This window comes from Streptomyces sp. NPDC028711 (assembly GCF_055565415.1).
On the sequence record NZ_JBVHUJ010000003.1, the window covers coordinates 129,547 to 155,210 of the forward strand.

General features: G+C 70.7%; 26 protein-coding genes. 17 read left to right on the top strand and 9 right to left on the bottom strand.

The genetic code is table 11. The features are described from left to right. Nucleotides 1-71: 71 nt before the first annotated feature. Nucleotides 72-569 carry a hypothetical protein gene (locus ACZ4VK_RS11750; RefSeq protein ID WP_468351052.1) on the top strand — a complete coding sequence of 166 codons (498 nt, stop codon included), beginning with the start codon at nucleotides 72-74 and terminating at the stop codon, nucleotides 567-569. Here the strand turns inward: ACZ4VK_RS11750 and ACZ4VK_RS11755 are convergent. After that, the gene (locus tag ACZ4VK_RS11755) at nucleotides 556-1,302 is read right to left on the bottom strand and encodes a class I SAM-dependent methyltransferase (RefSeq protein ID WP_468351054.1); all 747 of its coding nucleotides are present in this window, start codon (nucleotides 1,300-1,302) and stop codon (nucleotides 556-558) included. The two genes, ACZ4VK_RS11750 and ACZ4VK_RS11755, sit on opposite strands and share 14 nt — an antisense overlap. A 39-nt stretch (nucleotides 1,303-1,341) precedes the next feature. Beyond that, nucleotides 1,342-1,647: a 4a-hydroxytetrahydrobiopterin dehydratase gene (locus ACZ4VK_RS11760; RefSeq protein WP_389679754.1), complete on the bottom strand. Its 306-nt coding sequence runs from the start codon at nucleotides 1,645-1,647 to the stop codon at nucleotides 1,342-1,344. A gap of 90 nt (nucleotides 1,648-1,737) precedes the next feature. On the opposite strand from ACZ4VK_RS11760, the gene ACZ4VK_RS11765 reads away from it, so the two are divergent. Further along, the gene (locus tag ACZ4VK_RS11765; protein ID WP_468351056.1) at nucleotides 1,738-2,553 is read left to right on the top strand and encodes a helix-turn-helix domain-containing protein; all 816 of its coding nucleotides are present in this window, start codon (nucleotides 1,738-1,740) and stop codon (nucleotides 2,551-2,553) included. Here ACZ4VK_RS11765 and ACZ4VK_RS11770 read toward each other — a convergent pair. After that, nucleotides 2,543-2,965: a hypothetical protein gene (locus tag ACZ4VK_RS11770; protein ID WP_468351058.1), complete on the bottom strand. Its 423-nt coding sequence runs from the start codon at nucleotides 2,963-2,965 to the stop codon at nucleotides 2,543-2,545. The genes ACZ4VK_RS11765 and ACZ4VK_RS11770 overlap by 11 nt on opposite strands. A gap of 648 nt (nucleotides 2,966-3,613) precedes the next feature. On the opposite strand from ACZ4VK_RS11770, the gene ACZ4VK_RS11775 reads away from it, so the two are divergent. Both ACZ4VK_RS11775 and ACZ4VK_RS11780 read left to right on the top strand, forming a co-directional pair. Beyond that, on the top strand, nucleotides 3,614-5,125 hold the full coding sequence (locus tag ACZ4VK_RS11775; RefSeq protein ID WP_468351060.1) for a PIN domain-containing protein: 1,512 nt from the start codon (nucleotides 3,614-3,616) through the stop codon (nucleotides 5,123-5,125). Nucleotides 5,126-5,247: 122 nt separating this feature from the next. Continuing rightward, nucleotides 5,248-6,024 carry an NUDIX domain-containing protein gene (locus ACZ4VK_RS11780; protein WP_468351061.1) on the top strand — a complete coding sequence of 259 codons (777 nt, stop codon included), beginning with the start codon at nucleotides 5,248-5,250 and terminating at the stop codon, nucleotides 6,022-6,024. On the opposite strand, the gene ACZ4VK_RS11785 is transcribed toward ACZ4VK_RS11780, so the two are convergent. After that, nucleotides 6,008-7,141 carry an XRE family transcriptional regulator gene (locus ACZ4VK_RS11785; protein ID WP_468351063.1) on the bottom strand — a complete coding sequence of 378 codons (1,134 nt, stop codon included), beginning with the start codon at nucleotides 7,139-7,141 and terminating at the stop codon, nucleotides 6,008-6,010. The two genes, ACZ4VK_RS11780 and ACZ4VK_RS11785, sit on opposite strands and share 17 nt — an antisense overlap. A gap of 606 nt (nucleotides 7,142-7,747) precedes the next feature. Between ACZ4VK_RS11785 and ACZ4VK_RS11790 the strand changes: the two genes are divergently transcribed. From ACZ4VK_RS11790 to ACZ4VK_RS11850, 13 genes are all read left to right on the top strand, one after another. Beyond that, nucleotides 7,748-8,017 (top strand): hypothetical protein, encoded by a 270-nt coding sequence (locus tag ACZ4VK_RS11790; protein WP_468351066.1) that lies wholly within the window; start codon nucleotides 7,748-7,750, stop codon nucleotides 8,015-8,017. Beyond that, nucleotides 8,014-8,253: a hypothetical protein gene (locus tag ACZ4VK_RS11795; RefSeq protein ID WP_468351068.1), complete on the top strand. Its 240-nt coding sequence runs from the start codon at nucleotides 8,014-8,016 to the stop codon at nucleotides 8,251-8,253. Before ACZ4VK_RS11790 ends, ACZ4VK_RS11795 begins: the two co-directional genes overlap by 4 nt. Next, nucleotides 8,250-9,446 carry a DUF2637 domain-containing protein gene (locus ACZ4VK_RS11800; protein ID WP_468351070.1) on the top strand — a complete coding sequence of 399 codons (1,197 nt, stop codon included), beginning with the start codon at nucleotides 8,250-8,252 and terminating at the stop codon, nucleotides 9,444-9,446. The genes ACZ4VK_RS11795 and ACZ4VK_RS11800 overlap by 4 nt, the downstream gene beginning before the upstream one ends. Nucleotides 9,447-9,527: 81 nt before the next feature. Then, a complete protein-coding gene (locus ACZ4VK_RS11805; RefSeq protein WP_468351071.1) occupies nucleotides 9,528-11,900 on the top strand; it encodes an FtsK/SpoIIIE domain-containing protein in 2,373 nt (790 codons plus the stop codon). A 228-nt stretch (nucleotides 11,901-12,128) separates the two neighbouring features. Further along, complete coding sequence (locus tag ACZ4VK_RS11810) at nucleotides 12,129-12,722, top strand: DUF6197 family protein (protein ID WP_468351073.1); 594 nt, start codon at nucleotides 12,129-12,131, stop codon at nucleotides 12,720-12,722. After that, nucleotides 12,719-13,024 (top strand): RRQRL motif-containing zinc-binding protein, encoded by a 306-nt coding sequence (locus ACZ4VK_RS11815; protein ID WP_468351075.1) that lies wholly within the window; start codon nucleotides 12,719-12,721, stop codon nucleotides 13,022-13,024. The genes ACZ4VK_RS11810 and ACZ4VK_RS11815 overlap by 4 nt, the downstream gene beginning before the upstream one ends. 35 nt (nucleotides 13,025-13,059) lie before the next feature. Then, a complete protein-coding gene (locus ACZ4VK_RS11820) occupies nucleotides 13,060-13,248 on the top strand; it encodes a hypothetical protein (RefSeq protein WP_468351077.1) in 189 nt (62 codons plus the stop codon). Nucleotides 13,249-13,257: 9 nt separating this feature from the next. Next, nucleotides 13,258-13,878, top strand: a complete 621-nt coding sequence (locus ACZ4VK_RS11825) for a hypothetical protein (RefSeq protein WP_468351079.1) — start codon at nucleotides 13,258-13,260, stop codon at nucleotides 13,876-13,878. 85 nt (nucleotides 13,879-13,963) lie between these two features. Then, entirely contained in the window at nucleotides 13,964-14,692 is a 729-nt protein-coding gene (locus tag ACZ4VK_RS11830) for a DNA methylase (RefSeq protein ID WP_468351080.1), read from the top strand. Beyond that, nucleotides 14,673-15,623, top strand: a complete 951-nt coding sequence (locus ACZ4VK_RS11835) for a bifunctional DNA primase/polymerase (RefSeq protein ID WP_468351082.1) — start codon at nucleotides 14,673-14,675, stop codon at nucleotides 15,621-15,623. The genes ACZ4VK_RS11830 and ACZ4VK_RS11835 overlap by 20 nt, the downstream gene beginning before the upstream one ends. A gap of 187 nt (nucleotides 15,624-15,810) precedes the next feature. After that, entirely contained in the window at nucleotides 15,811-17,352 is a 1,542-nt protein-coding gene (locus ACZ4VK_RS11840) for a YfjI family protein (RefSeq protein WP_468351085.1), read from the top strand. A 309-nt stretch (nucleotides 17,353-17,661) separates the two neighbouring features. Then, a complete protein-coding gene (locus ACZ4VK_RS11845; protein ID WP_468351087.1) occupies nucleotides 17,662-17,889 on the top strand; it encodes a helix-turn-helix domain-containing protein in 228 nt (75 codons plus the stop codon). A 67-nt stretch (nucleotides 17,890-17,956) separates the two neighbouring features. Then, complete coding sequence (locus tag ACZ4VK_RS11850; RefSeq protein ID WP_468351088.1) at nucleotides 17,957-19,126, top strand: site-specific integrase; 1,170 nt, start codon at nucleotides 17,957-17,959, stop codon at nucleotides 19,124-19,126. A gap of 140 nt (nucleotides 19,127-19,266) precedes the next feature. Here the strand turns inward: ACZ4VK_RS11850 and ACZ4VK_RS11855 are convergent, their stop codons facing one another. The 5 genes from ACZ4VK_RS11855 to ACZ4VK_RS11875 all read right to left on the bottom strand — a co-directional run bounded on the left by ACZ4VK_RS11855 (nucleotide 19,267) and on the right by ACZ4VK_RS11875 (nucleotide 25,605). Further along, entirely contained in the window at nucleotides 19,267-21,183 is a 1,917-nt protein-coding gene (locus ACZ4VK_RS11855; protein WP_468351090.1) for an alpha/beta hydrolase, read from the bottom strand. Nucleotides 21,184-21,276: 93 nt separating this feature from the next. Continuing rightward, nucleotides 21,277-21,429 carry a hypothetical protein gene (locus ACZ4VK_RS11860; protein WP_468351092.1) on the bottom strand — a complete coding sequence of 51 codons (153 nt, stop codon included), beginning with the start codon at nucleotides 21,427-21,429 and terminating at the stop codon, nucleotides 21,277-21,279. 56 nt (nucleotides 21,430-21,485) lie between these two features. Continuing rightward, nucleotides 21,486-21,875, bottom strand: coding sequence for a hypothetical protein (locus tag ACZ4VK_RS11865; protein WP_468351094.1), 390 nt, complete (start codon nucleotides 21,873-21,875; stop codon nucleotides 21,486-21,488). Between the two features lie 148 nt (nucleotides 21,876-22,023). Further along, entirely contained in the window at nucleotides 22,024-23,388 is a 1,365-nt protein-coding gene (locus ACZ4VK_RS11870) for an amino acid permease (protein ID WP_468351096.1), read from the bottom strand. Nucleotides 23,389-23,454: 66 nt separating this feature from the next. Beyond that, on the bottom strand, nucleotides 23,455-25,605 hold the full coding sequence (locus ACZ4VK_RS11875) for a phage holin family protein (RefSeq protein WP_468351098.1): 2,151 nt from the start codon (nucleotides 25,603-25,605) through the stop codon (nucleotides 23,455-23,457). Between the last annotated feature and the right edge of the window lie 59 nt (nucleotides 25,606-25,664).

The window sequence follows — 25,664 nt, forward strand, 5'->3', positions numbered from 1 at the left end:
AGAGGGAAAGATCGAAGTCGGTGGCACATCACTGACAGAAGGTGTCAGGGATGTGCTCCTACAGTCCGGTCATGACGTTCACCGAGAAGCTCTCTTCCTCATCCCACGCCCGTGGTTTCGACTTCCTCGACGGCCGTTGGACCGTCCGCAACCGGCGGCTCGCCGACGCCCTCGATCCGCGGAGCGGCTGGGAGGAGTTCGACGGGCACACGACGGGACGGCTGTTCTGGGACGGGCGGGCGCACGTCGACGAGATCGTCTTCCCGTCGAAGGGGTTCAGCGGTCTGACGCTGCGGCTGTACGAGCCGGAGACCGGCGAGTGGACGCTGAACTGGTCCGGCAGCCGTACGGGAAGGCTCGACCTGCCGGTCAGGGGCCGGTTCGCCGAGGACGGGACGGGCACCTTCCACGGGACGGACACCTGTGAGGGGCGCCCGGTCCGGGTGCGGTTCCGCTGGTCCGGTATCGGTCCCGACGCGGCGCGCTGGGAGCAGGCGTTCGCCCCGGCGGACGGCGGGGACGGGGCGGAGTGGGTGACGAACTGGGTGATGGAGTTCAGCCGCGCCTGACGAAGCGGGCCAGCCGGTATCGGGGGTCGTCACGGGGGCGGTCCTGGTCCGGGAGGGCCGTGAGGGCGGCGGCGAGCGCGTCGGAGGACGCGGTGTCGCCGTCGAACCAGGAGACGAAGTAGCCGCTGCGCAGCTTGCGTACGGTGTCGCGCGGGGTGGCGCCCTGGCCGTGTCCGGTGAAGTGGGTGCCGGGGGCGGGTTCGAGGCCGTGGGCGGCGGCGTACCGGGTGATCAGGTCGGCGCGGTCGGAGGCCGCGCCGGCCGACCGGTGCGGGCGGAGGACGGCGTCGATGTCGCTGCCGACGTCGTGGGCCGCGTCCTTGTCGACGGTGGCGATCAGGACGCCGCCGGGGCGCAGGACGCGGGCGGCTTCGGCGACGATCTCCGCCGCGAACGGCACGAGGTGCAGCAGCCAGACGGCGCTGACCGCGTCCAGGGAGGCGTCGGGCAGCGGGAGCCGCCGGGCGTCGGCGCGGACGACCCGGCCGGGTACGCGGGCGGCGGCGACCCGCAGCATGGCGTGGGCGGCGTCGGCCCCGTGGACGCGCAGTCCCGGCCGGGTGAGCCGTTCGGTGACGAGGCCGGTGCCGCAGGCCAGGTCGAGGAGGGTGCGGGCGCCGGGCGGCACGAGCCGCAGGACGGCCTCGGCCGCCGCCTCGGCCCGGGGCAGCCCGCCCCGGGTCCGGTCGTAGTGCGCTGCCTCGGCCTCGTAGTCGAGCACGGTCTCCGCCATGCGGATGATCTTACGAGGGGTACGGAGGCGGGGCGGGGGTCAGTTGGCGCCGTGGCCGGGGGCGACCCCCTCGACGCGTTCGGCGAGTTCGAAGTCCTTCTCGGTGACGGTGCCGCCCGCGGAGTGGGTGTTCACGGAGAGGGAGACGGTGTTGTAGCCGAGGGTCAGGTCCGAGTGGTGGTCGAGCTCCTGCTGGATCTGGGCGACGTGGACGACGAGCGCGGTGGCGGCGAAGTGGTCGCCGAGCCGGTAGACGCGGGTGAGGCGGTCGTCCTCGACGGACCAGCCGGGGAGCTCCCGCAGGCGGTCCTCGATCTCCTTCTGCGACAGCGGCTGTGTGGGCACGGCGGTGCTCCCTCGGGTCGGGTGGCGCGGGTGACGGACAGGGTCCCCGGGGAAACGTACCCGGGTCCCCCTCTGGGATACCGTCTGGCCATGACAACTGTCGTGAGCGACACGGGGGTGGGGCCGCTGCTGCGCGGCTGGCGTGAGCAGCGGCGGCTGAGCCAGCTGGAGCTTGCGCTGCGCGCGGACTCCTCGGCGCGGCACATCTCGTTCGTGGAGACGGGCCGTTCCCGGCCGAGCGAGGAGATGGTCCTGAGGCTGGCCGAGCACCTGGAGGTGCCGGTCCGTGAGCGGAACGCGCTGCTGCTCGCCGCCGGGTACGCGCCCCGGTACACGGAGTCGCCGCTCGACGCGCCGCGCCTCGACACCCTGCGCTGGGGAATCCAGCAGCTGCTCGACGGCTACGAGCCGTACCCCGCCCTGGTGGTGGACGGCACGTACACGGTGGTGGCGGCCAACCGGGGGATCGGGCTGCTCCTCGACGGGCTGCCGGAACACCTCCTGACGCCACCGATGAACGCGATGCGGATCACCCTGCATCCGGAGGGTCTGGCGCCCCGGATCCGGAACCTGCGGGAGTGGCGGGGCCACCTGCTGGCGCAGATGGACCGTCAGATCGCGCTCGCCCGCTCGGATGCGCTGCGCGCGCTGTACGAGGAGGTGGCGGCGTATCCGCTGCCGGCGGAGATCGATCCGGAGGACCGGCCGGACGCGGAGCCGTATCCGTACTTCGCGCTGCCGCTCCGGATCGAGCACGACGGGCGGGTGCTGTCGTTCGTGTCGTCGATCTCGACGTTCAACACGCCGATGGACGTGACCGTCGCCGAGCTGGCCATCGAGACGTTCCTCCCGGCCGACCCGGCGACGGTCGCGTACCTCCGGTCCCTGCCGGCGGTCAGCGAGTAGGGTCGACGGCCCGCAGCGCCGTCCACTGGAGTACGGCGAAACCGGCGACGGTGACCGCCTGCATCGGCGTCCACACCAGACCCGCGGTGGTCGGCTCCAGCCAGGCGACGAGGGCGACGACGCTCAGGACGGCCCACAGCACGTTGAGGTCGACGACGAGCTTCACGGCGAGCGCCGGGGGCTGCGGGCGGCTCGCGAGCCAGCCGACGCCGGCGGCGAACACCGTGAGGAAGAGGCCGAGTTCGAGCAACAGCCCCGCGTCGATCCCGAGGAACTCCCCGAGGGGCCCGGAGGCGGCGGCGTAGGCGAGGCCGTTGGCGCCGGTGACGACGGCGTCGAGGGCGAGGAAGCGGCGGACCGCCGTCTGGGGCCGGGTGGTGCGGGCGAGACCGGTGAGCAGGGCCTGGGACATGGCGGATCACCCTCCATGGGGGACGTTCGCGCGGCTGGTGGGCCGGAGCCCGAGCGGAGTGCGCCGCCCGGGTTCCGGTGTCCCCGAGCATGCCGCGCGGCCCGGGACGGGGTCGATTACGTGCGAGGTAATGGGAGCCCGCCCCTACCCTCGGCCGCGTACCTGTCCCCCCGCAGCGGGGGAGCCCCAGCGCTCGCCGAAGTTCGCCAACGTCCGCTGCGTGTCGCCCCGTGTGGCTCCCCATCTGGCTCCCCGAGCCAGATGGGGAGCCACACCCGTCAATCAGGTGCGCCCCCTCCGGCACGAGGCGCCAGAGCGACGTCCCATCTACGGGCCGTGCCCTGCTTCTTGTTGCGGAGGGAGTGACGAGACACCGAGGACACCTCAGCTACAGCAGAAACGAGCACTTGAGATCGTCTCCCATGTGGTTGTTGTTTGGGTATCCGCGGCTACTATCGGCGGGCCCTGGCACGGCCCACAGACCGCCCCAGCCCTCTCCGGTTCGGATGAGAGGCACGACCTGCGCGTGGGCAGACGTGATCAGGACGTCGGTTCTTGCTGGATCCGCCCCATCCTCAGGCACTCTGAGGGACACTTTGACTCACCACTCACCCGCTGCGGGAGCGATGGTCGGACAAAGGGGGGGCTGTGCTCATCTTCGACACCAACGCCGTTAAGGATCTCGACCCTCACGGCACCAAGGCCGACTTGCTTCGCCTGCTCAGCAAGGCTGGTCTGGAGATCGGCGCTCCATGGGCTGTCGTAGAGGAATTGACCGCACATAAACTCTACGATTACCAGCGTGCTTTCGACCTCATGCGGCGACAGCATCAAGCGCTGGGCGCCCTAGAGCCCAACCTTGCCGGGCCAACACCACAATTTCAGGGCCCCGCGTTCGCCGACCATTGGCGTAAGCAGTATTCAGATATTTTTACCATTATCCCGACCTCGCAGGCAGCTCTACAGGCAGCAGTTTTGAGGGAAGCGGCATGCATGAAGCCAGCCAAGGTGGAGGCGAATAACAAATCTGGCGGACGTGACGTGGCCATCTGGTTCTCAATCCTCGAATTCATGAAAGCCAACCCAAACGAGGAAATATATTTCATCTCATCCAACACCAAAGATTTCGGGGAACCGAACGAATGGCCTTTCCCTTTGGATATAGACCTAGGCGCACATGCATCGCGACTGACGCATGTTCTTACATTTGAGGAGATCCTTGAGACGTTCGCTCAACCCTCCGAATCCCCTGAAGGCATCAGTGAAACCTTGATGACTCGCCTCAAAGCGCCCGAGACTGCCAGAGTTATCAGCCAGGAAGTATGGGCAAGACACCTGCGCAAAGTGTTCGGATCGAAGTCAAAGCAGCCCCCGTCCCGGATACACCTTGGACTGGAGCCGCAACTATCCGACCTGGTCGAGTGCCGGAAAATCGAAGACTCCACCTGGTACTGGTCCAAAGTCTCGTGGCAAGTCTTCGCTCTGCAAGGGGGCAGAACAGACCCTTTTCTAGCCGTATGGGATACAACCATTCTTTTCCCCGAGGATAAACAGGGGGAAATCTCGCTGCTCCGTGGTGGTCGCCTGACGGAGGTTGCGCTGGAAGACATGAGCGAGACGATGAATGGCTACGTGACGGGCGTGATCCAGGAGGAGGTCGCCAGACTCGACGACGTTCTCTACCAGCCCCCCATTGAAATGAACCACGATCTGAGCGAAGAACTTGAACCATCCCCCGTTCTACCTCGCTCGGTAAAGGTTCTCAGGTCTCGCCTCAGGGCCGAGGACGCAGCCTTTCAATATGAGAAGCGGGTTTTTGATGCACTCATTCGAGCCGCTGGCAATGCGCGATACATTGGAGGGGGTGCAGATTTCGGAATTGATGCCCTCGTTGAGACCACAGAAGGTACGATCGGAGTTTGCATCAAGCATGGCGTTCACTCAACTAGCCTGAGGGAAATCACTAGATATCCACGTGTGCCAAACGAGATCGCCGATGCAGTTCTGACTGTGACGAACCATCCAAATACGGAACTCGCCATCCAACTTCAGCGTCTTGAGCATCGACCGCACGACACTGTGCACTGGAATGGGGACATGGACAACGAGGCTCTGGCTAAATCAATTCGTAATATCCGACACCAATTGAGAGCTCTGTAGCCGCAAAAAAAGGGACATGCTTGCGTTATAGCAACTAATGACCCCTGCCACATGTCAGGCGTGCAGGTGCTCGCCGCTACGCTAAGCGGCAGTAGTCGACGATTCGGGAGTGTGCACCGAGGATGGGACCCAAGACGCAGAGGGTCTACGAGACGATCCGTTCGTGGATCGAGTCCGGTCGCTACGGGCCTGGCGACAAGCTGCCGTCCGAGCGGACGCTGAGTACCGAGCTTGAGATCGGACGTACCGCGTTGCGTCAGGTGCTCGCGCGTCTGACGAACGAGCACTTCATCAAGGCTCACGACCGCAGTTCCTACCGCGTCCTCGGCGGCCAGAGCGTTCCTACGCCGGCGGAGATGGAGCCGTGGAGGATCCACGGCTCCCGCCACGTATATGAGAACCGGTGGGTGAACCTGGACCTGGTCGACGTCGAGCCTCCCGGCGTCGAGCGCTTCGAGCACCACGTCGTCAGGCTCTTCCGCGTGGCCATCACGGCCGTGATCGACGACCAAGACCGCGTCCTCATGCTGTGGCGGTACCGCTTCGTGCCGGAGCAGTGGGGTTGGGAGTTGCCCGGTGGAATCGTGGACGAGGGCGAGGACGCCGCCGCCACAGCGGTACGTGAGACCGAGGAAGAGACAGGCTGGCGTCCCGGTCCTGCAGAGCACGTCGTCAGCTACCAGCCGATGATCGGCATGGTCGACTCGCCGCACGAGATCTTCGTGGCCCGTGGGGCCGAGAAGGTCGGTGAGCCCACGGACGCGGAGGAGGCCGGCGAGGTCGCCTGGATCCCCCTTGACGACGTCCCCCGGCTCATGGCCGAGGGCAAGCTCATGGGGTCAGGCACCCTCGTGGCTCTGCTCCACATCCTGGCGTCCCGTACTAGAGGCGACCGGTAAGCAGCTCCACGCGACGGCGATACCGCACGGATCCCGTGCGGTTCGCCAGCAACCGGGCCTTCTGCAGGTGGGACCGTGCGTCGTCCAGCTCCCCCCGGGCCAGATGCGCCTGTGTGAGATCACAGTGCAGTCCAGATCTCGCGCGTACGAAGGACGCGTCCGCGCTGTCCAAGGAGGCGTACAGCTCAGTCATCGCCGAGGCGTCCCCGAGCTTGGCGAGGACGTTCCCACGCCACCTCGCCAGGTGGTCCGTGTTGAGGAAGATGCTCAGCATGTCGGCATCACGCACCTCCCCGTCATCGGGTAGCAGGGATGCCGCTCGTTCAAGTGCCGCCTGCGCCTCCGACTCCCTCCCCTCCCCGGCCGCTGCGCACAGCTCAGCCTCAGCGGCCGCGAGCCAGGCCCGAAGCCGCGGCGATTGCCGCTCGGGCTGGACGCGCTGCGCGTCTCGCACCAGCTCGATGGCGAGCTGAGGTCGGCCGGCGTCCGCGAGTACGTACGCCTGCTCCCCCATGGCGTGCGCAAGGTAGAGCGGGGACTCGGCATCCTGCGCGGCCTTCTTGGCAAGCTCGTACCTCCGCCATGCCCTGTCCACGGCGCCGGCGTCCAGCGCCTGCCATGCGGCGAGGGTGGACGCTCCTGCAAGTGCTGTCGCGATGGGCTTCCTCATCCCCGGCAGTACGGCGAAGGTGAGCGCCTCTTCCATGGCCGCCAGGTGGCCGTTCATCTGGTCGACCAAGCCAGTCGCACCCATCTGACGGTCCATGGTGCGGAGTAGCTCCGTCTGGGCCAGGAACGACGGGACCATGGACTCACTCAGGCTGCCCGCCGCATCGATCCGGCTCAGCAAGTCCGCGTAACCGTCTGCCTGCGACTCCTGCACGTCGGCCGTGCCGCGCAGTTCGTCGTCCGTGATACCCAGGAGCGGCCGGAGGATCGCGGCGTACCGGTCCGTGATGGTGCGCCGACCGTTTTCCCACTCCGAGATGTAGGTCTTGAGGCTCGCCGCCGAGGCGATGTCGAGCAGTCGTTGTTCCGCGAACCGTTGCATCTCGTAGATCAATCGATCCTGCGACCACCCTCGTGCGGTCCTCACTGCCTTTAACCCCGTAGCCACACTGCCTCCCGTAAAGCCCCAGGTGAGAGCTGGTTAACCCCCTTGAGGTTAACCCCAGTTGGCTACCGAGATACCCAACTCGGGCCGTTCTCTGGAGTCGCACACCGACACGCAACCCGAAGGAGGGGTTGCATCTGGTGCGCACCAGATGCCAATCTGTTGGTGCGCACCAGATGAGCCGCAAGGTCCGGCTCCGGTGCGTCTCAACTCAACAGCGTGATCCACCGCAGTACGACGGCCGTGACAGCTCCGGTCGGTGGCGAGTGGAGACCAGCCGACCGAGACCGGGCCCGTGTCACAACCGGGCCCCACACCCCGTAGGGGGACACGCAGTCGGCTCTAAAGAACCGCGTGGCCGACATTGACGCCGCAACGCGCTCCGGGAATCGGACCTCCCCGGAGTCAGCGGCCCCACGCGAGTCGGAGGTCCGATGCGGTACCCCACGACTTCCGCAGCCCTCGCTGCGGCCGGTTGCCTCCTCCGCCCGTCTCGTACGGGCGGGGTCGAGGGGAGCCGGAGATTCCTGGTTCTGACGGCGAGAGGCCCCGGAGGTGCAACTCCGGGGCCTCGGTTCGGGCCGTCCCACCTGAGAGGAAGTACGACCCATGAACGTGATCGTTGCTGGTCAGAAGATCGTTACGCAGGCCGAGCTGATCGAGGCCGCGCTCGGCTTCGACGCCGACCCCACCGAACCGCTGGAGTTCGACTCCGCCGCCGGCCAGGACGCGCTGCGCGACATCGTCGCCGTCCTGGAGACGGAGGCCGCGACCGACGTCGACGCCGAGGACGCCGCGCACTACCGGGGCCTGCTCGGCGCCCGGGTCCTGGCCTTCCCCCGCCGCTCCGCCCTCGGCTTCCAGCGGAGCGCGGCATGAGGACCCTCGCCCAGACCGTGCTGTTCGTGCTGACCGTCCTGGAGCTCGCGCTCGGCCTGCTGGCCGGGACGGTGGCGCTGCTGAGCCTGATCACCGAGACGATCGCCCGCGCGGTCGCCGGACTCGACGAGCGATTCGCCCGCCGGTTCCGGCTGGACCGGGTCTCCCCGAAGCTCCGCCAGGAGCTCGCCGACGTCCTGTGCGGGATCACGACCCCTGCCGGAGGTACCCGATGAGCAGCTACCGCGACGACCGCCGGGCCGACCGGGCCGCCGAGCGCGCCCAGGACCGCGAGGACCGGCGTCTGGAACTCGAAGCCGCCCAGCAGCGCGAGCAGGCGCGGGCGGAGGAGAAGCGCAAGGACGCCGAGGCCAGGCGCCGCCAGGAGCAGGCCGAGAAGAAGGCCAAGCTCGCGGAGCAGGCCGCGAAGAAGGCGGCCGCCGCCGCCCAGCGCGCCAAGGCGATCCGGTGGCTGAAGACCAACCCGGCGACGCTGTTCGTCGGCTTCGTGATGGTCGCCTCGATCGTGCCCGCGATCCTCTCCCAGATCGGCGCCCTGACCGGCGCGAGTGTGGCGGCGCCGATGGCCGGCCTGCTCGCCGCGATGCTGGAGGGCGGCGCCTGGGCCATCACGTTCATGGGCAAGCAGGCCGAGGACACCGGCCGCGAACCTCGCAAGTACCGGATCGGAACCTGGGCCGTCGCCACCGTCGCGGCGGCGGTGAACTTCTGGCACGGCTGGGAGCAGTACGACCAGCACCCGTGGGTCGCGTTCGTCCTCGGCGCCTCCTCACTGTTCGCGATCTACATCTGGGACCTGAAGACCCACGGCTCCCACGGCAAGACCCGGGAGCAGAAGCGGGCGGAGAAGGCCCGCCGCGCTCATCTCTCCGCGCGGCGCAAGCACCACCCGCAGATCGTCGAGCAGGCCGTCAAGCTCCAGGCCGCCCTGCCCTACGGGGTGCTGGACGACGAGGCCGCGTTCGCCGCCGCGTGGCGGATCCACACCGGCGCCGAGCCCGGCCTGTCCGCCCAGCTCTACGCCACCGCCACCGAGGCCGTGCTCCAGCTCGGGGCGGCGTTCGAGCTCGGCGACAACGTCCGCGAGGAGCTGCTGGAGACCGGCTTCAAGGCCGCCCGGCTCAACCCCTTCCCCGAACTGACCCAGACCCCCACATCCCAGGCGGGACTTGAGGACAACGCCCCTCAGGGCCCGGCCCCGGCCCCCCGCCCGGACGCCCCCGAGGGCAAGTCCCCGCAGGAGCTCGAAGCGCTCCTGCCGGACGCCGTGGCCGCCGCCGCCGAACTCGTCGCCGAGGGCCGTCAGATCTCCGCCCACGGCCTGGCGAAGAAGCTCCAGATCCGCCGCGTGGACGCCGCCCTGCTGCGCGACCGCGTCATCGAACAGCGCCGCCTGCACGTCGCCTGACCCACCCCATGTACGCGGGGCCCGGCCCTCGCCTGGCAGCACCGGCCGGGCCCCGCTACCTCACCAGGAGGCACCGCAAGCATGACCGAGAACCACGCCGAACCGCACACCCCCTCCACCCCGCCCCCGCCGACGATCGCGACCGTCACCTTCCTCCGCCCCACCCTCCCCGCCCCCGCTCCGGTCCCGTCGGACGACGACTGGTCGGACCTCCCCGACGGCACCGACCCGGCCGTCGTTCCCCCGATGCCGACCGTGGCGCCGACGGTCATCGGCCCGGACGACCGCACCGTCGTCCTCGACACCGCCCGCGTCATCCTGGAAAAGTCCACCACCCCGGCCACCGTCGCCCCGGTCGTCGAGAAGGTCGACCTGGACGACTTCGACGACCGCCCCCTGATCCCCGCGTGGATGCGCTCGGCCGAGGGCTGGGCCGCCTGGGCCGGAGTCTTCTCCCGTGCCCGACGGCGGGACTTCCGCCGCTGGATGCGCCGCCAGCCCACCCAGCACGGTCACGTCCGCCAGTTCGGCCGGGGTACCCGCCGCGCCCACGAGTGGGTCGTCGGCTTCGAGGGCGTCCGCGTCCAGTCCGCCTCCCACACCGCTCACATCCTCACGCGGGAGGCCCGGCTCGCCGCCCGGCATGCCCGCTTCACGCCGCGCATCCTCGGCTCCAAGAAGGAGCTCGCGATGAAGGCGGCGGAGAAGGCGACGAAGGCCGCCGAGGAAGCCGTCATGCTGCACAAGAAGGCGAAGAAGGACCGCAACCGGGCTCGCAACCTGCGCGCCGGGGTCGTCTACGGCCCGCCGCTGACCGCGATCGGAACCGGTTACGTCATGGGCGGCGGCCTCGGCCTGGCCGCCGGCCTTCTCTCCACCTTCGCCGGGGGCGCGTTCGTCGGCCGCAAGCCGTACGACGAGGAGGCTGACTGGACGAGTGACTGGCGCTCGCTCGGCGACGGCGACCGGATGACCGTCCCGATGCTCGACCAGACCTTCCGGGCCGCGAAGGTCATCGGCTCCGACGAGTCCCTCGGTGTCGTGCAGATGCCGATGCTCGACACCCGCGGCGCCTGGACGGCCGTCCTCGACCTGCCCCCGGGTGTCCCGGCGAAGAAGGCGATCCGCGCGACCGACGAACTGGCCGCCGCGTTCGGCGTGGAGGAGGCACAGGTCTCCGTCGCCAAGCGCGGCCGCGCCGGACGCATCGAGCTCTACGTCTCCCGCGACCTGCCGTTCACCGACAAGGCCGCCCCCGGCCCGCTCCTAGCACTGGAGTCGGCCGCCGACTTCTGGGGCCGGATCAGCATCGGCCCCGACGTGCGCGGGATCCACCAGTCCATCTCCGTCGTGGAGCGCTCCGGCCTGATCGGCGGCGAGCCGGGCGCGGGCAAGTCCGCCTCCGGCAACACGATCCTGCTCGCGGCCGCGCTCGACCCGCGCGTCATCCTCTGGCTCGCCGACGGCAAGGGCGGCGGCGACCTGGAGCCGTTCGAGCACCTCTGCGAGCGCTACGAGGGCGACGCCGACCCCGAAGCCTTCAGCGCCATGCTCGACGAACTCCTGGACGTGATGAAGGCCCGGTACGCGCTGCTGAAGAAGCTCGGCAAGCGCAAGGTCACCGAGGAACTCGCCAACAAGCACCCCGAGCTGCGTCAGCTGCTGTTGTGGGTCGACGAGCTGATGCTCTACACCACCGACGACGAGTACGGGAAGAAGATCACCCGCAAGCTCCGCAACCTCGTCTCCCGTGGGCGGGCGGCCGGGATCATCACCTTCTGCGCCACGCAGAAGCCCGGCTCCGACGTCGTCGACACCAGCCTCCGGGACCTGCTGTCCATCCGGTGGGCGCTGCGCTGCACCACCCCGGAGGCCTCCGACACGATCCTCGGCAAGGGCGCCGCCGCGAGCGGCTACAGCGCGAAGACGATCCAGTCCGAGATGCGGGGCGCCGGCCTGCTGTGGGCCGAGGGCACCAACCCGACCATGGTCCGCGCCGACTACTACACCGACGAGCAGGTCGACACCCTCCTGGAGCGGGCCACCGAGTGGCGCCGCGCGGCCGGGACACTGCCCAAGGCTCCGCTCCGTCTCATCGACCAGCTTCGGACGCACGCGGAGGAGGGAGACGAGGACGCCGCGATCCTCGCCGAGGTCCTCGCCTGCTTCTTCGTCGAGGACATTGCCGCCCGGCAGAGGGCCGTCAACGGCGGCATGGACCGGGAAAAGGCGGAGGAGGAGATCTCCGTCGACTGGCTCCCCGGCCAGGTGATCCTCGACTACCTCAAGTCGCAGGGCGTGACGGTCACGGCCGAGAAGCTCGCCGCCCTCGTCCAGCGCACGGACGACGAGAAGGCCAAGCGGCCGTGGGGCCCGAAGGGTTCGCGCCTCGCGGGCTACCCGCTCGCCCGCGTCGAGGCCGCCGCCACCGGCCGATTCGGGCTTTCCGCCTGATTCAGACCCGGACACAACCCGGACGAGTGCCCGTATTAACCCGGAATACCCCCTGGCGGACCGGGCTCCGACCCGGACGCCAGACCCCCCGACCCGGACAGTCGCGTCCAGGTCGGCCCCGGATCCGCCCGAGTCGCCCAACGCTCTGACCTGCACGAATGCGGAGCCGTCCGGGCTCTGTCCGGGTCTCCGTCCTAGCCCAAACCGGTACATAAGGAGTCAGGCATCGTGACCGTCCAGACCCTCACCGCCCCCGCCACCCCGGCCCCCGACGTGGCCGTTGAGGCCGCGCTGCTGGTCCGTGAGATCGAGCAGTACCTCGCCGCCCGGGTCCGCACCACCGCTCACCCGCTCGTCACCAAGACCACCGCCGAGCTCGTCGCCGAAGCCCTCGGCACCTCCCCGGCGACGGCGGCCGCGCCGGTCCTCGTCGCCCCGGCCCGCGCGCTGCGGATCCTGCCCGACTGGGTGCTCAACTTCCCGCTGCTCCGCCAGCTCCACGGCGGCGGACGACAGATCAGCGTCGCCGAACACCTGGAGCTCACCGCGCTGGTCATCGAGCGCTACGGCTGGCACCGCGGCTCCCTCCGCTCCACCTCCGGCCGCCGGTGCATCCTCGGCGCCCAGGCCGTGCTATTCCGTCTCGGCTACGGCGACGAGACGACCGCCCGCTCCGCCGGCCACCGCCTGCAAGCCGTTCTCGCCGCCCGGGGAATCAGCGAGCCGTACCACCGCTGGAACGACGCCACCGGCCGCACCCGCACCGAAGTCCTCGCTCTCGTCCGCACCGCCGCTGCGGAGGCCCGACAGGAGGACCGGTGACGACCTACCGCAAGAACCTCGCCCCGGCCGGGCTCATGACCCGCCGCCAGCTCCGCGCCGCCGGTCTCCGCCCCGGCGGCCACGACCCCGTCGCCCAGATCCGCTACTGGCGCCACGGCTGGCGCTTCGCCTACCTCTACGACACCGAACTCGCCCAGCCGGTACGGCAGATGACACCGGGACGCTGGCGCTCCCACGAGGCGATGATGCGCGCCCGCCGCACCTGCCCCGCCTGCCGCCTCGACCGCGGCTACTGCATCCCCACTTCGCTCGCCACCTGCCCCGACTGCGCCATCGTCTGACCCACCCCACCACCCATCACCAGGAAGGCCCTCGCATGGCCATAACCGTCTCGCTCGTCGCCCTCTTCGGACTCGTCCTGTACTTCCTCCTCCGCGCCGGAAGCCTCACCTACGGCTCCGCGTTCATCGCCGCTGGGTTCGGGTTCTTCCTCGCCTCCACCGGCGCCGCCAAGCCCATCAACCAGCTCACCAACAGCGTCATCGACGCCCTCTCCAACCTCTGAGGAGACCCCGTGTCCCGGACCGTCCAGCACCGCATCGACGCCTCCACCACGATCGTCCGAACCGGTCTCGAAGACCTCCTCCGCGAGATCCGGACCGGCCTGGAATCGGCCGACCAGCGCCACCTCCTGCGCCTCCTGCACGACCCCGCGACCGGCGGCACCGGCCTGCTCCCGCTCCTCGCCGACGTCATCACCGCCGCCGGCGCCACCGTGGCCGAGTGGCAGCCGGACCACGACGACGCGGTCAAGGCCCTGGACGCGGCCGCCGCCCACATCGCCCACTCCGTCGGGCGCCGCATCGACACCGCCCGCAACCTCCTGACCCGGCCCGCCGCCCAGGACTGGCCGACGCCCGAGCAGGCCTACGCCGACGCCCCGAGCGTCATCAGCGAGATCGGCTGGACCGCCCGCACCGCCGCCGAGCGCCCGTTCGGCAGCGAGACGAGCAGGGAGTACTGGCTGCGCAAGGCCGCCCTCCTCGACCGCATCGCCCTGTCCACCTCCGGCGACGCCGACGAGGCCGCCGACCGCGCGGCACGCCAGCTCATGGACGCCGACGACGCGGCCGTCATCTGCGACCCCCGCCACTACACCCGCCAGCAGTACGCCCGCTGGATCACCAACCAGTAGCTACGCCGAGGGCGGCCCCTCTCTCGCCAAAGACCGGGGCCGCCCTCGTCAACCAGCACCTTTCACAGAACTGGAGAACCCCAGGATGACCCATCCGACCCTCTTCCGGCGAGAGCACGCCGCCCGGCCGCTGCTGCTGGACCTGTTCTGCTGCGCCGGCGGCGCGGCGACCGGCTACCACCGGGCCGGATTCGACGTCGTCGGCGTCGACATCCGCCCCCGCCCCCACTACCCCTACCGGTTCGTCCAGGGCGACGCGCTGGAGCACCTCGCCGCCCTGATCGCGTCCGGCGAGATCCAGCGCTACGCGTTCGTCCACTCCTCCCCGCCCTGCCAGGCCGGATGCGCCCTGACCGTGGGCACCAACCGGTCCCAGGGGTGGGGCGGTGACCACGTCGACCTCGTCCCGCCCACCCGGAACCTGCTGGAGGCTTCCGGGCTTCCGTACGTCATCGAGCAGCCCAACGGCCGCGCCGAGATCCGCAAGGACCTCACCCTGTGCGGCGAACAGTTCGGACTCGGCGTGATCCGGCACCGGAACTTCGAACTCGGCCGCTGGAGCGTCGCCCGGCCCGCGCACGTCCCCCATCGGGGCCGCGTGCGGGGCTGGCGGCACGGTGAGTTCTTCGACGGTCCGTACGTCGCCGCGTACGGCAACGGCGGCGGGAAGCCGAGCGTGCCGGAGTTGCAGGTGGCGATGGGCATCGACTGGACGGACGTCCGCGAGGAACTCACCGAGGCCATCCCGCCCGCCTACAGCCGGTGGATCGGCGCCGCCTTCCTCGCCCAGGCCCGTGCGGGGGTGGCCGCATGAGCGAGCTGCCCGTGATCGACCTGCCCGGCCTGGACCTGCTCGCCCACGCGATCAGCGCCGCCGGACGCGGCTGGCCCGTCTTCCCCCTCCGCCCCGCGACAAGCGGCCCGCCGGCCACCGCGACCGCGACTGCTCCGGTACCGGCCGCTGTACGGACGGGCACAAGACCCCCGAGCAGCGCGCCACCACCGACCACGACCTCCTCACCGCCGCCTGGACGCACGCCCCGTACAACATCGGCATCGCCACCGGCCCCTCCGGCCTGCTCGTGGTCGACCTGGACACGCTCAAACCGACAGACGCAGAAGGAACGCCTGACGGCGTCGCTCTTTTCGAGGCGCTCTGCGAGCGCGCCGGACAGGCCGTCCCCCTCACCCACCGGGTACGGACCGCGCGCGGCGGGATGCACCTGTACTTCACCCAGCCCGACGGCGTCCGGCTCGGCAACACCGCCGGACGGCTCGGCAAGCACATCGACACCCGAGGGTGGGGCGGCTACGTCGTCGCCCCCGGCAGCCACACCCCCGACGGCACGTACGAGACCCTCGACAGCTGCCCCCCGGCACCACTGCCCGCATGGATCCTGGACGCCCTCACGACCCGCCCCCAGCCCGTACAGGCCGCCACGGCGCCCCCGGTACCGCTCACCGTCCGAGCGTCCCGGTACGCCGCCGCCGCGCTCCGCAACGAGGCCGACAACGTCGCGCGCGCCGCCGACGGCACCCGCAACGCCACCCTGCTCGCCGCCGCACGGGCTCTGGGTCGGCTGGTCGCGTCCGGCGACCTCACCCGGCAGGACGTCGAGCAGGCTCTTAGTAGGGCGGCGGCCGGGAACGCGACCCAGCCGCAGCGCTACTACGACGACGTCATCACCCGCGGCCTCGACTGGTCCATCGCCCACAACCCCGCCGGCGGCCGGAGGACGGCATGAACCCCTCCCTCCCCCCGCTTCCTAAGAGCCATCCCATCCACGACGCTCCCGAGTCCGCTGGACGGCCCGGTCAACTCCCGGCCACAGGCGCCTCGATGGCCGTCGCCGAAGGCGTCCTCTTTGGCTCTGAGCCGCACCCGACCCACCGCACCGACCCCCAGTCCGTGACCGATCGGGAGGACTCCGCATGAGCGCGCACGAGCCGGACTTGTGGGCCGGATTCGACGAGATGACCGCCGAGGACGTCGCCGGGCCCGTGTGGGACGAGCCCGTACCGCTCAACCCCCGCGGGCAGCTCCCCGTCTTCCCCGTCGACACGCTGCCCGACTGGCTCGGCGCCATGACGGCCGGAGTCGCCGAGGAGACCCAGACCCCCGTCGACCTCGCCGGGTGCCTCGCGCTCGCCGTCATCGGCACCGCCGCCGGCGGACGCCTCACCGTGACCGTGCGCGGGCAGTGGAGCGAGCCGGTCAACCTCTACACCGCCGTCGCGCTCCCGCCCGGCAACCGCAAGAGCGCCGTGTTCGGGCTCATGACCAAGCCCCTGCTCGCCGCCGAGAAGGCCCTGATCGAGCTCACCGCGCCGCAGCGGGCCGAGGCCGCCGCCGCCGCGCGGATCGCGAAGGCCGCAGCCGAGCGGGCGGAGAAGCAGGCCGCCAGCGCCGATGCCGAGAAGCTGGCCGAGCTGACCGCCGAGGCCGCTTCCCTGTCCCGGTCCGCCGAGCGGGCCGTCATCCCGGCCGAGCCGCAGCTCATCGCCGACGACATCACCGCCGAGTCCCTGACCACGCTCCTCGCCCAGCAGGACGGACGGATCTCCATCCTGTCCCCGGAGGGCGAGATCTTCGAGATCATCGCCGGGCGCTACTCCGGTGTCCCGAACATGGGGATCTTCCTCAAAGGTCACGCCGGAGACATGGCGCGCGTCAACCGCCAGGCCCGCGACGCCCAGTACATCGAGAACCCCGCCATCACCATGGGCCTGGCGGTGCAGCCCGACGTCCTGGACTCCATCGGGCAGATCAAGGGCGCCGACGGCCGCGGCCTGCTCGCCCGGTTCCTCTACTCCAAGCCCGAATCCCTCGTCGGCTATCGCAACCTCACCCCCGAACTCCTGAACCCCGACACCGCCGCCGCCTACGCCCACAAGCTCGGACGACTCGCGCTGACGCTCGCGGCCTGGACCGAGACCGTCGAACTCACCCTCACCCCCGAGGCCGACGCCGTCCTGCTCGCCTACCAGCGCGTCACCGAATCCCGCCTACGCAAAGACGGGAGCCTGGCGCCGATCGTGAACTGGGCCAGCAAGCGCGACGGTGCCGTCGCCCGCATCGCCGGGCTGCTCCACCTCGCCGCCCACCCCGAGGACGCCTGGACCAAGCCAATCGCCGCCGCCACGATGGCCGCCGCCACCCGGCTGGGGGACTACTTCACCGCCCACGCCCTGGACGTCTTCGACGCCATGAAGGCCGACCCCGCCCAGGAAGCCGCCCACAGCGTGCTGACCCACCTGCGCGAGACCCGCACCGCGACGTTCACCAAGCGGGACCTCTTCCGTGCGATGCCCCGCAGCGAGTTCCCCGCCATGGGCGACCTCGACCCCGCCCTGGTCCTGCTGGAGGAGCACGGCTGGGTGCGCCAGCAGCCCCCGCCGCCGCGCACCACCCGCGGCGGCCGACCGCCCTCCCCCCGCTACGAGACCCACCCCCGCATCACCCCCGCTGCCTGAAAACCCCCGGATCCGCTGACAGAACTGACAGAACCTCCCGACCAGCCACCTGACCTGTGCAAACGAGCACTTCCGGAGCTCTGACAAAACCTCCGGAAACTCTGACAGAACTCAAAAAACCTCCCCCCAGGGGCGAGCACCCGCCCTGACAGAACCGAGGTTTCCGAGGTTCTGTCAGAGTTTTTTGAGGTTTTGTCACGACCGTTGAAACGCCCAAAGCAGCAGGTCAGAGGCCACATGGCGAGGTTCTGTCAGTTCTGTCAGCACTTTCCGGGGTTCTGACACCCCGGACCGAGCTGAAGGAGCCCGATGGCAACCGCTACGACGCCCCAGCCCGTCACCTCCGTGCCGCTCCAGCGGCGGCTGCACCCCGTTCCCGACGCCGCCTACGTGCTCGGCTTCGAGCGCACCACCGCGTGGGAGGAGATCCGCCTCGGCCGCCTCCGGACCGTTCGCGTCGGCCGGCGCCGACTCGTCCCCACGGAGTACATCGAGGAGTACATCGAGCTGCTGAAGCGCGAAGCCGACGCCGCCTGACAAGCCGACACCCCGGAGGCCGCGCCGTCAGGCGCGGCCTCCGCCGTTTCCGAGAGGCCCTCACACCTTGACCAACAGCGAACCCACACCGCGCAAGAAGGCGGCGAACGGTGAGGACTCGATCTACTGGGACAAGTCCAAGAATCGATACATCGGAGCCATCTCGCTCGGATACGAACCGAACGGAAATCGGCGACGTCCGAAGGTCTCGGGGAAGACGAAGACAGAGGTTCGAAGCAAGCTTCGCAAGCTCAGGAACGAGCTGGAGAAGGGCGTCAAATCTTCCGCGAAGAACACCGTCGAGACAGTCGTGAACACCTGGCTCGACCGTGGGTTGCGCGGCCGGGACGAAGCCAGCATCAAGACGTACCGAAGCTTGGCCAAGAACCACGTCATCCCCGACCTGGGGAAAGCCAAGGTTCACGAGCTCTCCCCCGACGAGGTCGACGAGTGGCTGACGGCGAAGTCCGAAGAGGTCTCCCACGAGACTCTGAAGAGGATCCGTTCCGTTCTCCGCCGGTCGATCGCTCTGGCTCAGCGCGACGGGAAGGTGTCGCGAAACGTAGTCGAGTTCGTCGAACTGCCTCAAGGGAAGGAGGGTCGACCCAGTAAGTCCCTTTCCTTGGAAGAGGCACACGCCGTCCTTCACGCCAGGCAGGGAAGCTGGATCCACGCCTATGTAGTGCTGGCGTTGCTCGTAGGGGTCCGCACGGAGGAGGAACGGCCCCTTACCTGGTCGCATGTCCACATCGACACCGATGGAGATGACCGTCCTTACGTCGATGTCTGGCGGTCGGTCAGGAAGAAGGGCGAGACGAAGACACGCAAGAGCAAGCGATCGCTGACCATGCCTCATCATGCGGCTGTTGTCCTGACACGGCATCGCCAGACCCAGCAGGAAGAGTGCGCCGCCGACGGGATCGAGTGGTCCGAGGAGCGGCTCGTCTTTGGCCACCTCGACGGCACGCAGCGGAGTTCGACGAATGTCCTGCGCGAGCTGCGGTCCCTGCTCAAGAGCGCCGGCCTCTCGACACCGAAGGCCTGGACGACCCGGGAGCTCCGAACGAGTTTCGTCTCTCTCCTCTCGGACCACGGGACGCCGATCGAAGTCATCGCCAGGCTGGTCGGTCACAGCGGAACCGCGACGACGGAGACGGTCTACCGCAAGCAGATCCGCCCCGTGATCACGGAGGGGGCGGAAGCCATGGACGAGATCTTCCGCCCCAACGAGGCGTAACCGGCCCGCCGTGGCTCCCTACTTGGCTCCCCGCCGCCCTTCCTGCCCTAGTCGATGGCCGTGACCTGGGGATACGGCGCCCGGTAGTGAGCCACGGCGTTACGTGCGAGGTAATGTCCAGGACTCCCGGTCACGCCGGTTCAGTACGCGGCGGGCCGGTGTGCGATGAACGCGCGCAGGCGGGTGGTGTCGGCGGCGGTCCAGCCGGGGGGCGGGAGGACGGCGGCCCAGCCGTCGACGGCCCCGGCTCCGTAGCGGTGGCCGTGCGGGGCGTCGACCCCGTACGAGACGGCCATGTCCACGGAGGTCTGCCAGAAGGCGACGAAGGGGAACCAGGTGATCTCGGGGGTGATGTCGGGGCCGAGGGGTTCGTCCAGCCAGGCGGGCTTGTCCAGGAGGAGGTCGGGCGACCACCAGACGACGGGGTCGGAGGCGTTCTGCAGGTAGACCGCGCGCGGACGGGCCCAGTCGGTGGCCGGGCGGGCGAGGTCGGTCTCGGGGAACTGGGCGAAGCGGACGTGGGCGCCGCCCCGGTACTGGGGCCGCCAGACGGGGCTGTCCGGGTCGCGGTCGCGGCGGATCTCCCGGGAGATCGGGGAGAAGTTCGGGGCGCCCATGAGGAGGGCGCCGTCGACGGAGGCGAGGAGGTCGTCGACACCGTCGAAGGAGGCCTCGACGGCGTAGGCGCCGAGGCTCTCGCCGGTGACGACGAGAGCGGGCCGGCGGTCGGCGGGCAGGGCGTCGAGACGGGTGCGTACGGCGTCGAGGAGGGCGCGGGTGGCCTGGCCGGCCTTCTCCTTGTCGACGAGGAAGGAGACCCAGCTGGGAAGGTACGAGTACTGGACGGCGACGATCGCGGTGTCGCCCCCGTACATGTACTCCAGGGCCTCGGCGACATTCGGGTCGACCCAGCCGGTGCCGGTCGTGCCGGCCACGGCGAGCACCGCCCGGTCGAAGGCGCCGGTCCGTTCGAGTTCACGGACGGCGAGCCGGGCCTGGGCGGCGAAGGGGAGGTCGTCCGCGAAGGCGGCGGGCGGCGCGGAGGGCACGTAGACGCGGACGGGGGCGCGGGCGGGCCGGCCGGTCCAGGCGGCGAGGGTGTCCCGGGTGGGCGTGGAGCCGGTGAAGTTGCGGCCCTGGTAGCCGAGGTCCGCCCAGGGGATGAGGGAGCCGGGACCGCCGGAGACGAACCGGGAGCCGGGCCGCCGGATGCCGTCCTTGGTGCCGTCGTTGGTGGCCTCGGCGATGCGGTCGGCGATGTCGACGACTCCCCGGTCGTAGACGATGTCGCGGACGCCGACGAGGACGAAGAGCGCCGAGAGGACCGCGCCGACGGCGAAGGCGACGGGCCGGGGCAGGAGCCGGCCGAGCATCCGTATCAGGGTGACGGAGCCGAGACGTACGGCACGGGCGACGAGGAGCGCGGCGAGCAGCAGACCGAGCGCGATCAGCGCGATCACCGGCGTGTGCCAGGTGAGGGAGGGCGGGAGGCCCTGGAGGACCCGGAGCTGACGCTGCATCCGGGCGCTCTCGGAGATGAGCCACACGGCGAGGACCGGGCTGAGCAGCCAGTACGCCTGCCAGCAGCGGGTACGGAACCAGGGGGGCGGCTGCCGGGGCGAGAGGGCGCGGAAGAGCCAGGCGAGGGTGGAGCCGAGGGCGTATCCGATGACGGCGGTGATCCCGCCGACGAGCCCCTGGAGGTGCCACGGGCGGGGCACGAGGGAGGGCGTGAGGCTGGACCAGAAGAAGGCGGTGGCGCAGCAGAGCGCGAAGAGGTCGGGCCAGCGGCGTATGCGGTACGCGGGGTCCGGGCGGTCCCAGTAGGGGCGCCGGGCGAAGGCGAGGAGCCGGTCGCCGGCGCGGGAGGGGAGACCACGGCCGCCGGCGTCGGGTCCTGAGACGGCGGCGACGCCTCTGACGTCGGTCGTGCGGGCAGAGGAGGCCTGGACGTCGGAGGCCGGAGCGTCGGAAGTCAGGGCGTCGTTGTCGGGGCCCGGGCCGGACGCGGGTCCGGCGGACCGATCGGGCCTTGTGTTCCGGTCGGTCGAGGTCATCGGGTCAGCCTCGTACGACCGGACGCCGGTCCGCAATGAGTATTTCCCGGGCCCGCGTCGGGCCCTCCCGCCGCGTTCAGCGGCTCCGCGAGGTCAGCGGGCGGGCTCCTCACGGGGTGCGGGCCGCTCGGGCTCCGGGGCGGGCGCCGGTTCGGCGGGCTCGGCGGAGCGGCGTTCGGCGAGCCGGGAGCGGGACGCCTCGGCGCGCAGCAGGGCCTGGAGGGCGGCGAACGGGTCGACGGGCATGACGGAACTCCTCGTGGTGCGGGGTGAAGTGGGGGCTGCCGGGAGGTGTGTTCCTCTCAGCAGCGCATCACCACGCGCCGGAGCGCGTCGCCGCGCGGGGCGGGTACGGGAGCGGGGGCGGCGGTACGGGACGGTCGGCGGCGGCCGGTACGGGGGTGCCGACGGCCGGGGGCCGGGCGGACGCCCGTGCGGTGCCGCCGTGCCCTGCGGGGCAGTCCGGCCTCGGCGGCCGCCGGGTCGTGGGTCTCGCCGTGGGGGTCGGGCGCCGGGACGGCCGCCGCGATGCGGAACTCGGCGCCGCCGGGGAGAGCTCCCGCCGTGCCGGTGCCGACGAGGGCGAGCAGGACGAGGAACAGGACGATCCAGGGGCGCCCGCCCCGGGCCGCGCGCGCCGGAGCGCCCGCCGGGGTGGCGGGCGCTCCGGTCGTCCGGTTCGCGGGGCTCACGGTGATCCGTACTGCCCCGCGAGCACCCCGGGAAGGCCCGCCGGGGCGCAGATCCGCCCGAGCGGCGTAAGACCTGACGTACCGGAAGGCCCGAGGTACGGAAAGACCTGACCTGCCGGAAGGCCCGACGTACCGAAGGGCCCAGGTGTCAGGCGCGCTGCCTGCGGGCCGACATCCCGGCGTACACGAGCACGCCCGCGAAGAGGAACAGCACGCCCTGGTAGACGGCCGCGTAGCCGGAGCCCGCGACCAGCCAGAGGGAGAAGCCGAAGGCGGCGAGGGTGAGGAGGGTGTCGCGGACCAGTCGGGGGCGGTGGACCCGGTCGGACTGTCCGGAGAGCAGGAAGAAGAACTGGGCTGCGGAGGAGAGCAGATAGGGGACGGTGGCGGTGAAGGTGGTGACGAGGACGAGAGTCTCGAAGACTCCCTCGGTGCCGGCCGTGTAGTTGTAGACGGTGAGGAGCGAGGCGAGGACGACGGTCACGAGCACGCCGACCGTGGGGACGCCGCGCCGCTTGCGGGCGAAGGCCTTCGGGAAGAGGCCGTCGCGGGCCGCCGCGTACGGGGTCTGGGCGCTGAGCAGGGTCCAGCCGTTGAGGGCGCCGACCATGGAGACGAGGGCCATGCAGGCGACGGCGGTGCCGCCCCAGGAGCCGCCGAACATGAGGTTGACGGAGTCCGTGAAGGGGGCGCTGGAGGCGACGAGCCGCTCGTGCGGGACGGTGCCGAAGACGGACAGGGTGGTGAGGAGGTAGAGGAGGGCGGCGGCGAGGGTGCCGAGGACGGTGGCGCGGCCGACGTTCCGGCGCGGGTCGCGGACCTCGCCGGCGCTGACGGCGGCCGACTCGACGCCGAGGTAGCTGAAGAGCAGGATCGCGGCGGAGGCGGAGACGGCGCCGAGGGCGCTGCCGCCGCCGGCGTGGAAGGGCCCGAGGTTGTCGCTGTCGAAGAAGAAGAGTCCGCCGACGGCGACGAGCAGCAGCGGCAGGAACTTGAGGACGGTGGCCACGAGCTGTACGGCGCCGACGCAGCGGGTTCCGGCGAGGTTGGCGAGGGCCGGGAGCCACTGGATGAGGAGGGCGGCGGCGAGGGTGGCCGGTAGTGAGCCGTGGAGGGGGATGAGCACGTCGAGGTAGCCGACGGCGGCGACGGCGAGGGCCGCGTTGGAGACCCAGGTGGTGATCCAGTACGACCAGGCGGTCAGGAATCCGGCGAAGTCGCCGAAGGCCTCGCGGGCGTAGACGTACGGTCCGCCGGTCCGGGGGTGGCGGTGGGCGAGGCGGCCGAAGACGAGGGCGAGGGCGATCGCGCCGAGGGTGAGGACGCCGAAGGCGACGAGGCTGATGGTGCCGTAGGGGGCGACGGAGGCGGGAAGGAGGAAGATTCCGCCGCCGATGATGTTGCCCATGACCAGGGCGGTCGCGACGGGGAGCCCGAAGCGGCGGGAGCGTCGTTCGGCCGGCTCGGGGTCCGTCCGGGGTGCGCTCTGTGGAGTTGTGGTGGCCGTGCTCATGGGGTGGTGCGCCTTCCGTCGTACAAATCCGGACCATCGTCCGGTAACGACGAACAGGCGTCCAAATCAGAGGTTTTTGTCCTGTACGGCGGGGCGGTCAACCGGAAGAATTGATTCCGATTCGTCGATGGGCAGGGAAATCTCCAGCGACGACAGCGGCACCTGCGGCCCCGAGCACTCCCGCAGCCAGCGCCGCAGCACCCGGTGCACCTGCTCGGCGCCGACCAGCTGCTCCCCCTCGGCGACCGGCGGCGACAGCTCGGGCGGCCACAGGAGGAAGGGGTGCGACTGCTCACCGCCGAGACCACCGTGGGAGCCGAGCTGCTCCTCGAAGGCGTGGACGGTGCCGGTCGCCGGGTCGTACATGGAGTTGACCATGATGTCCGCGACATGCGGAAAGCCGTCCGTGCGCCGCACCGCCGCCGCCGTGCCCGGCCCGAAGACGGCCAGCGGGCCCCCGTCGTCGAGCTCGGCGACCGGCACCTCCGCCCCGTCCCTCGCGAGCACCACGGAGCCGTGCTCGGCGCTCGCCACCAGGACGAAGCCCACGCCAGGATGGTGCGCGAGCGTACGGAGCAGCGCCGGGTGGCGCCGGTCGATCTCCTCCCGGGTCATCCGGTGCGGCACGTCGGGGAACGAGATGAGCCCCAGATTGCCCGAGGCGAGGACGACCGGCTCGGAGGGCCGCGCCGGCAGTTCCCGCGCCGTCTCGCCCGTCTCGTCCACCGGCCGGTGCAGGGCGAGGCGCAGCGCGTCCCTGGCCGCGTCCCGCGCCTCCGAACCGCTCCTCGTGCGCCGTACGCGACGCGGGACCGGAAGCCCGCACCCGGCCCTGACGAGGTCCTTCAGCGTCAGCCCGTACGCCCCTTCGAAGGTCTCCCCCGGGCTCTGCCCGTGATCGGAGAGCAGCACGATCCGGTACGGGCGGGGGGCGTGCTCGGCGACCGTGGAGATGAGCGCGATCGCGCGGTCCAGACGCCGCAGGACCTGGTCGGTGTCCCGGCCGTGCGGGCCCGAGTGGTGCGCCACCTCGTCGTAGGCGACGAGGTCGGCGTAGACGGCGGTCCGGCCCGCCAGCATGTCCCCCATCACGGCGGAGACCACGACGTCCCGCTCCAGGACCGTCGCGAAGGCGCGGACGAAGGGGTACGTGCCGCCGCGCGAGACCCTCGGGGTCTCGCGGCGCAGCAGCGCCCGGGTCGACTGGCCGATCTCGCGCAGGCACTCGGCGACGAACGACCCGGCGGTGCGGACGGCGTTGGCCGGGTCGGAGAAGTAGGCGAAGTAGCCGGCCCGCGAGCGGTTGCGCCGGCCACGCCGGGCGGCCACCGACAGGACGAGGGCGACCTGGTCGGCGCCACCGCTGAAGAGGTTGCCCCGGGAGGCACCGTCGTAGGAGAGCAGCCCGCCGTCCCCGGTGCGGCGCACGGCCCGGCGCTGGAGCTCGACCGCGCTGGCCGGGCGGTTCGACACCATGATCCGGCCGGTGTCCTTCTCGTACCAGCGGAAGGCGGGCACGTCCTCGTTGGAGCCGTGCAGGATGCCGAGCTGGCTCGCGCCGGTCTGGCTGGACCAGTCGGTACGCCAGGGGGTGAGCCGGTGGCCGGCGTCGAGCATGGCGGCGACGGTCGGCATGAGCCCGTCGGTGACGGCGCCGCGCAGCACGTGGTGGCCGACGCCGTCGAGCTGGAGGAAGACCGTGCCCGGCACCTGCTCGGGACCGGCGAGCTGTGCGCGGGGGCGGGTGCGGCCGGTGAGCCGGTAGAGGCGGCGCCGGTAGGCGTCGTCGTCGCGGACGGCGAGGGCGGTGGAGGTGGCGGAGGCGACGGCGGACATGACGGCGGCGACCACGACGGCGGTCTCGGGGTCGGCGGCGCCGCGTCCGTCGGGGGTCAGCCAGAGCGCGAGGAGCAGCAGCGAGCCGTTGAGGAAGAACACGAGGAGACCGAGGACCAGGGCGGGGACGAGCAGCAGCGCCCGTACGATCAGCGGCCACACGAGCGCGCCGAGGAGACCGAACGCGCCGGCCGCGGCGGCGGCGGTGAGCGCCGTCCTCGTGAAGGTGTCGCCGTCGGCGGACTGCAGCTGGAAGTCGGGGAGCAGCCCCGCGAGGACCAGCAGGGTGAGCGTGGACACCGCCCAGACCACGACCACCCGCCCCAGCGCACCGCCCGCCGACCGCCAGCGGTTGGCGCCACCCCATCGCCCGTCACCCACGCCCGCTTCACCTTTCGCCTGTTTCCTGCCTCAAGCGTGGCACAACGCCCACGACCGGC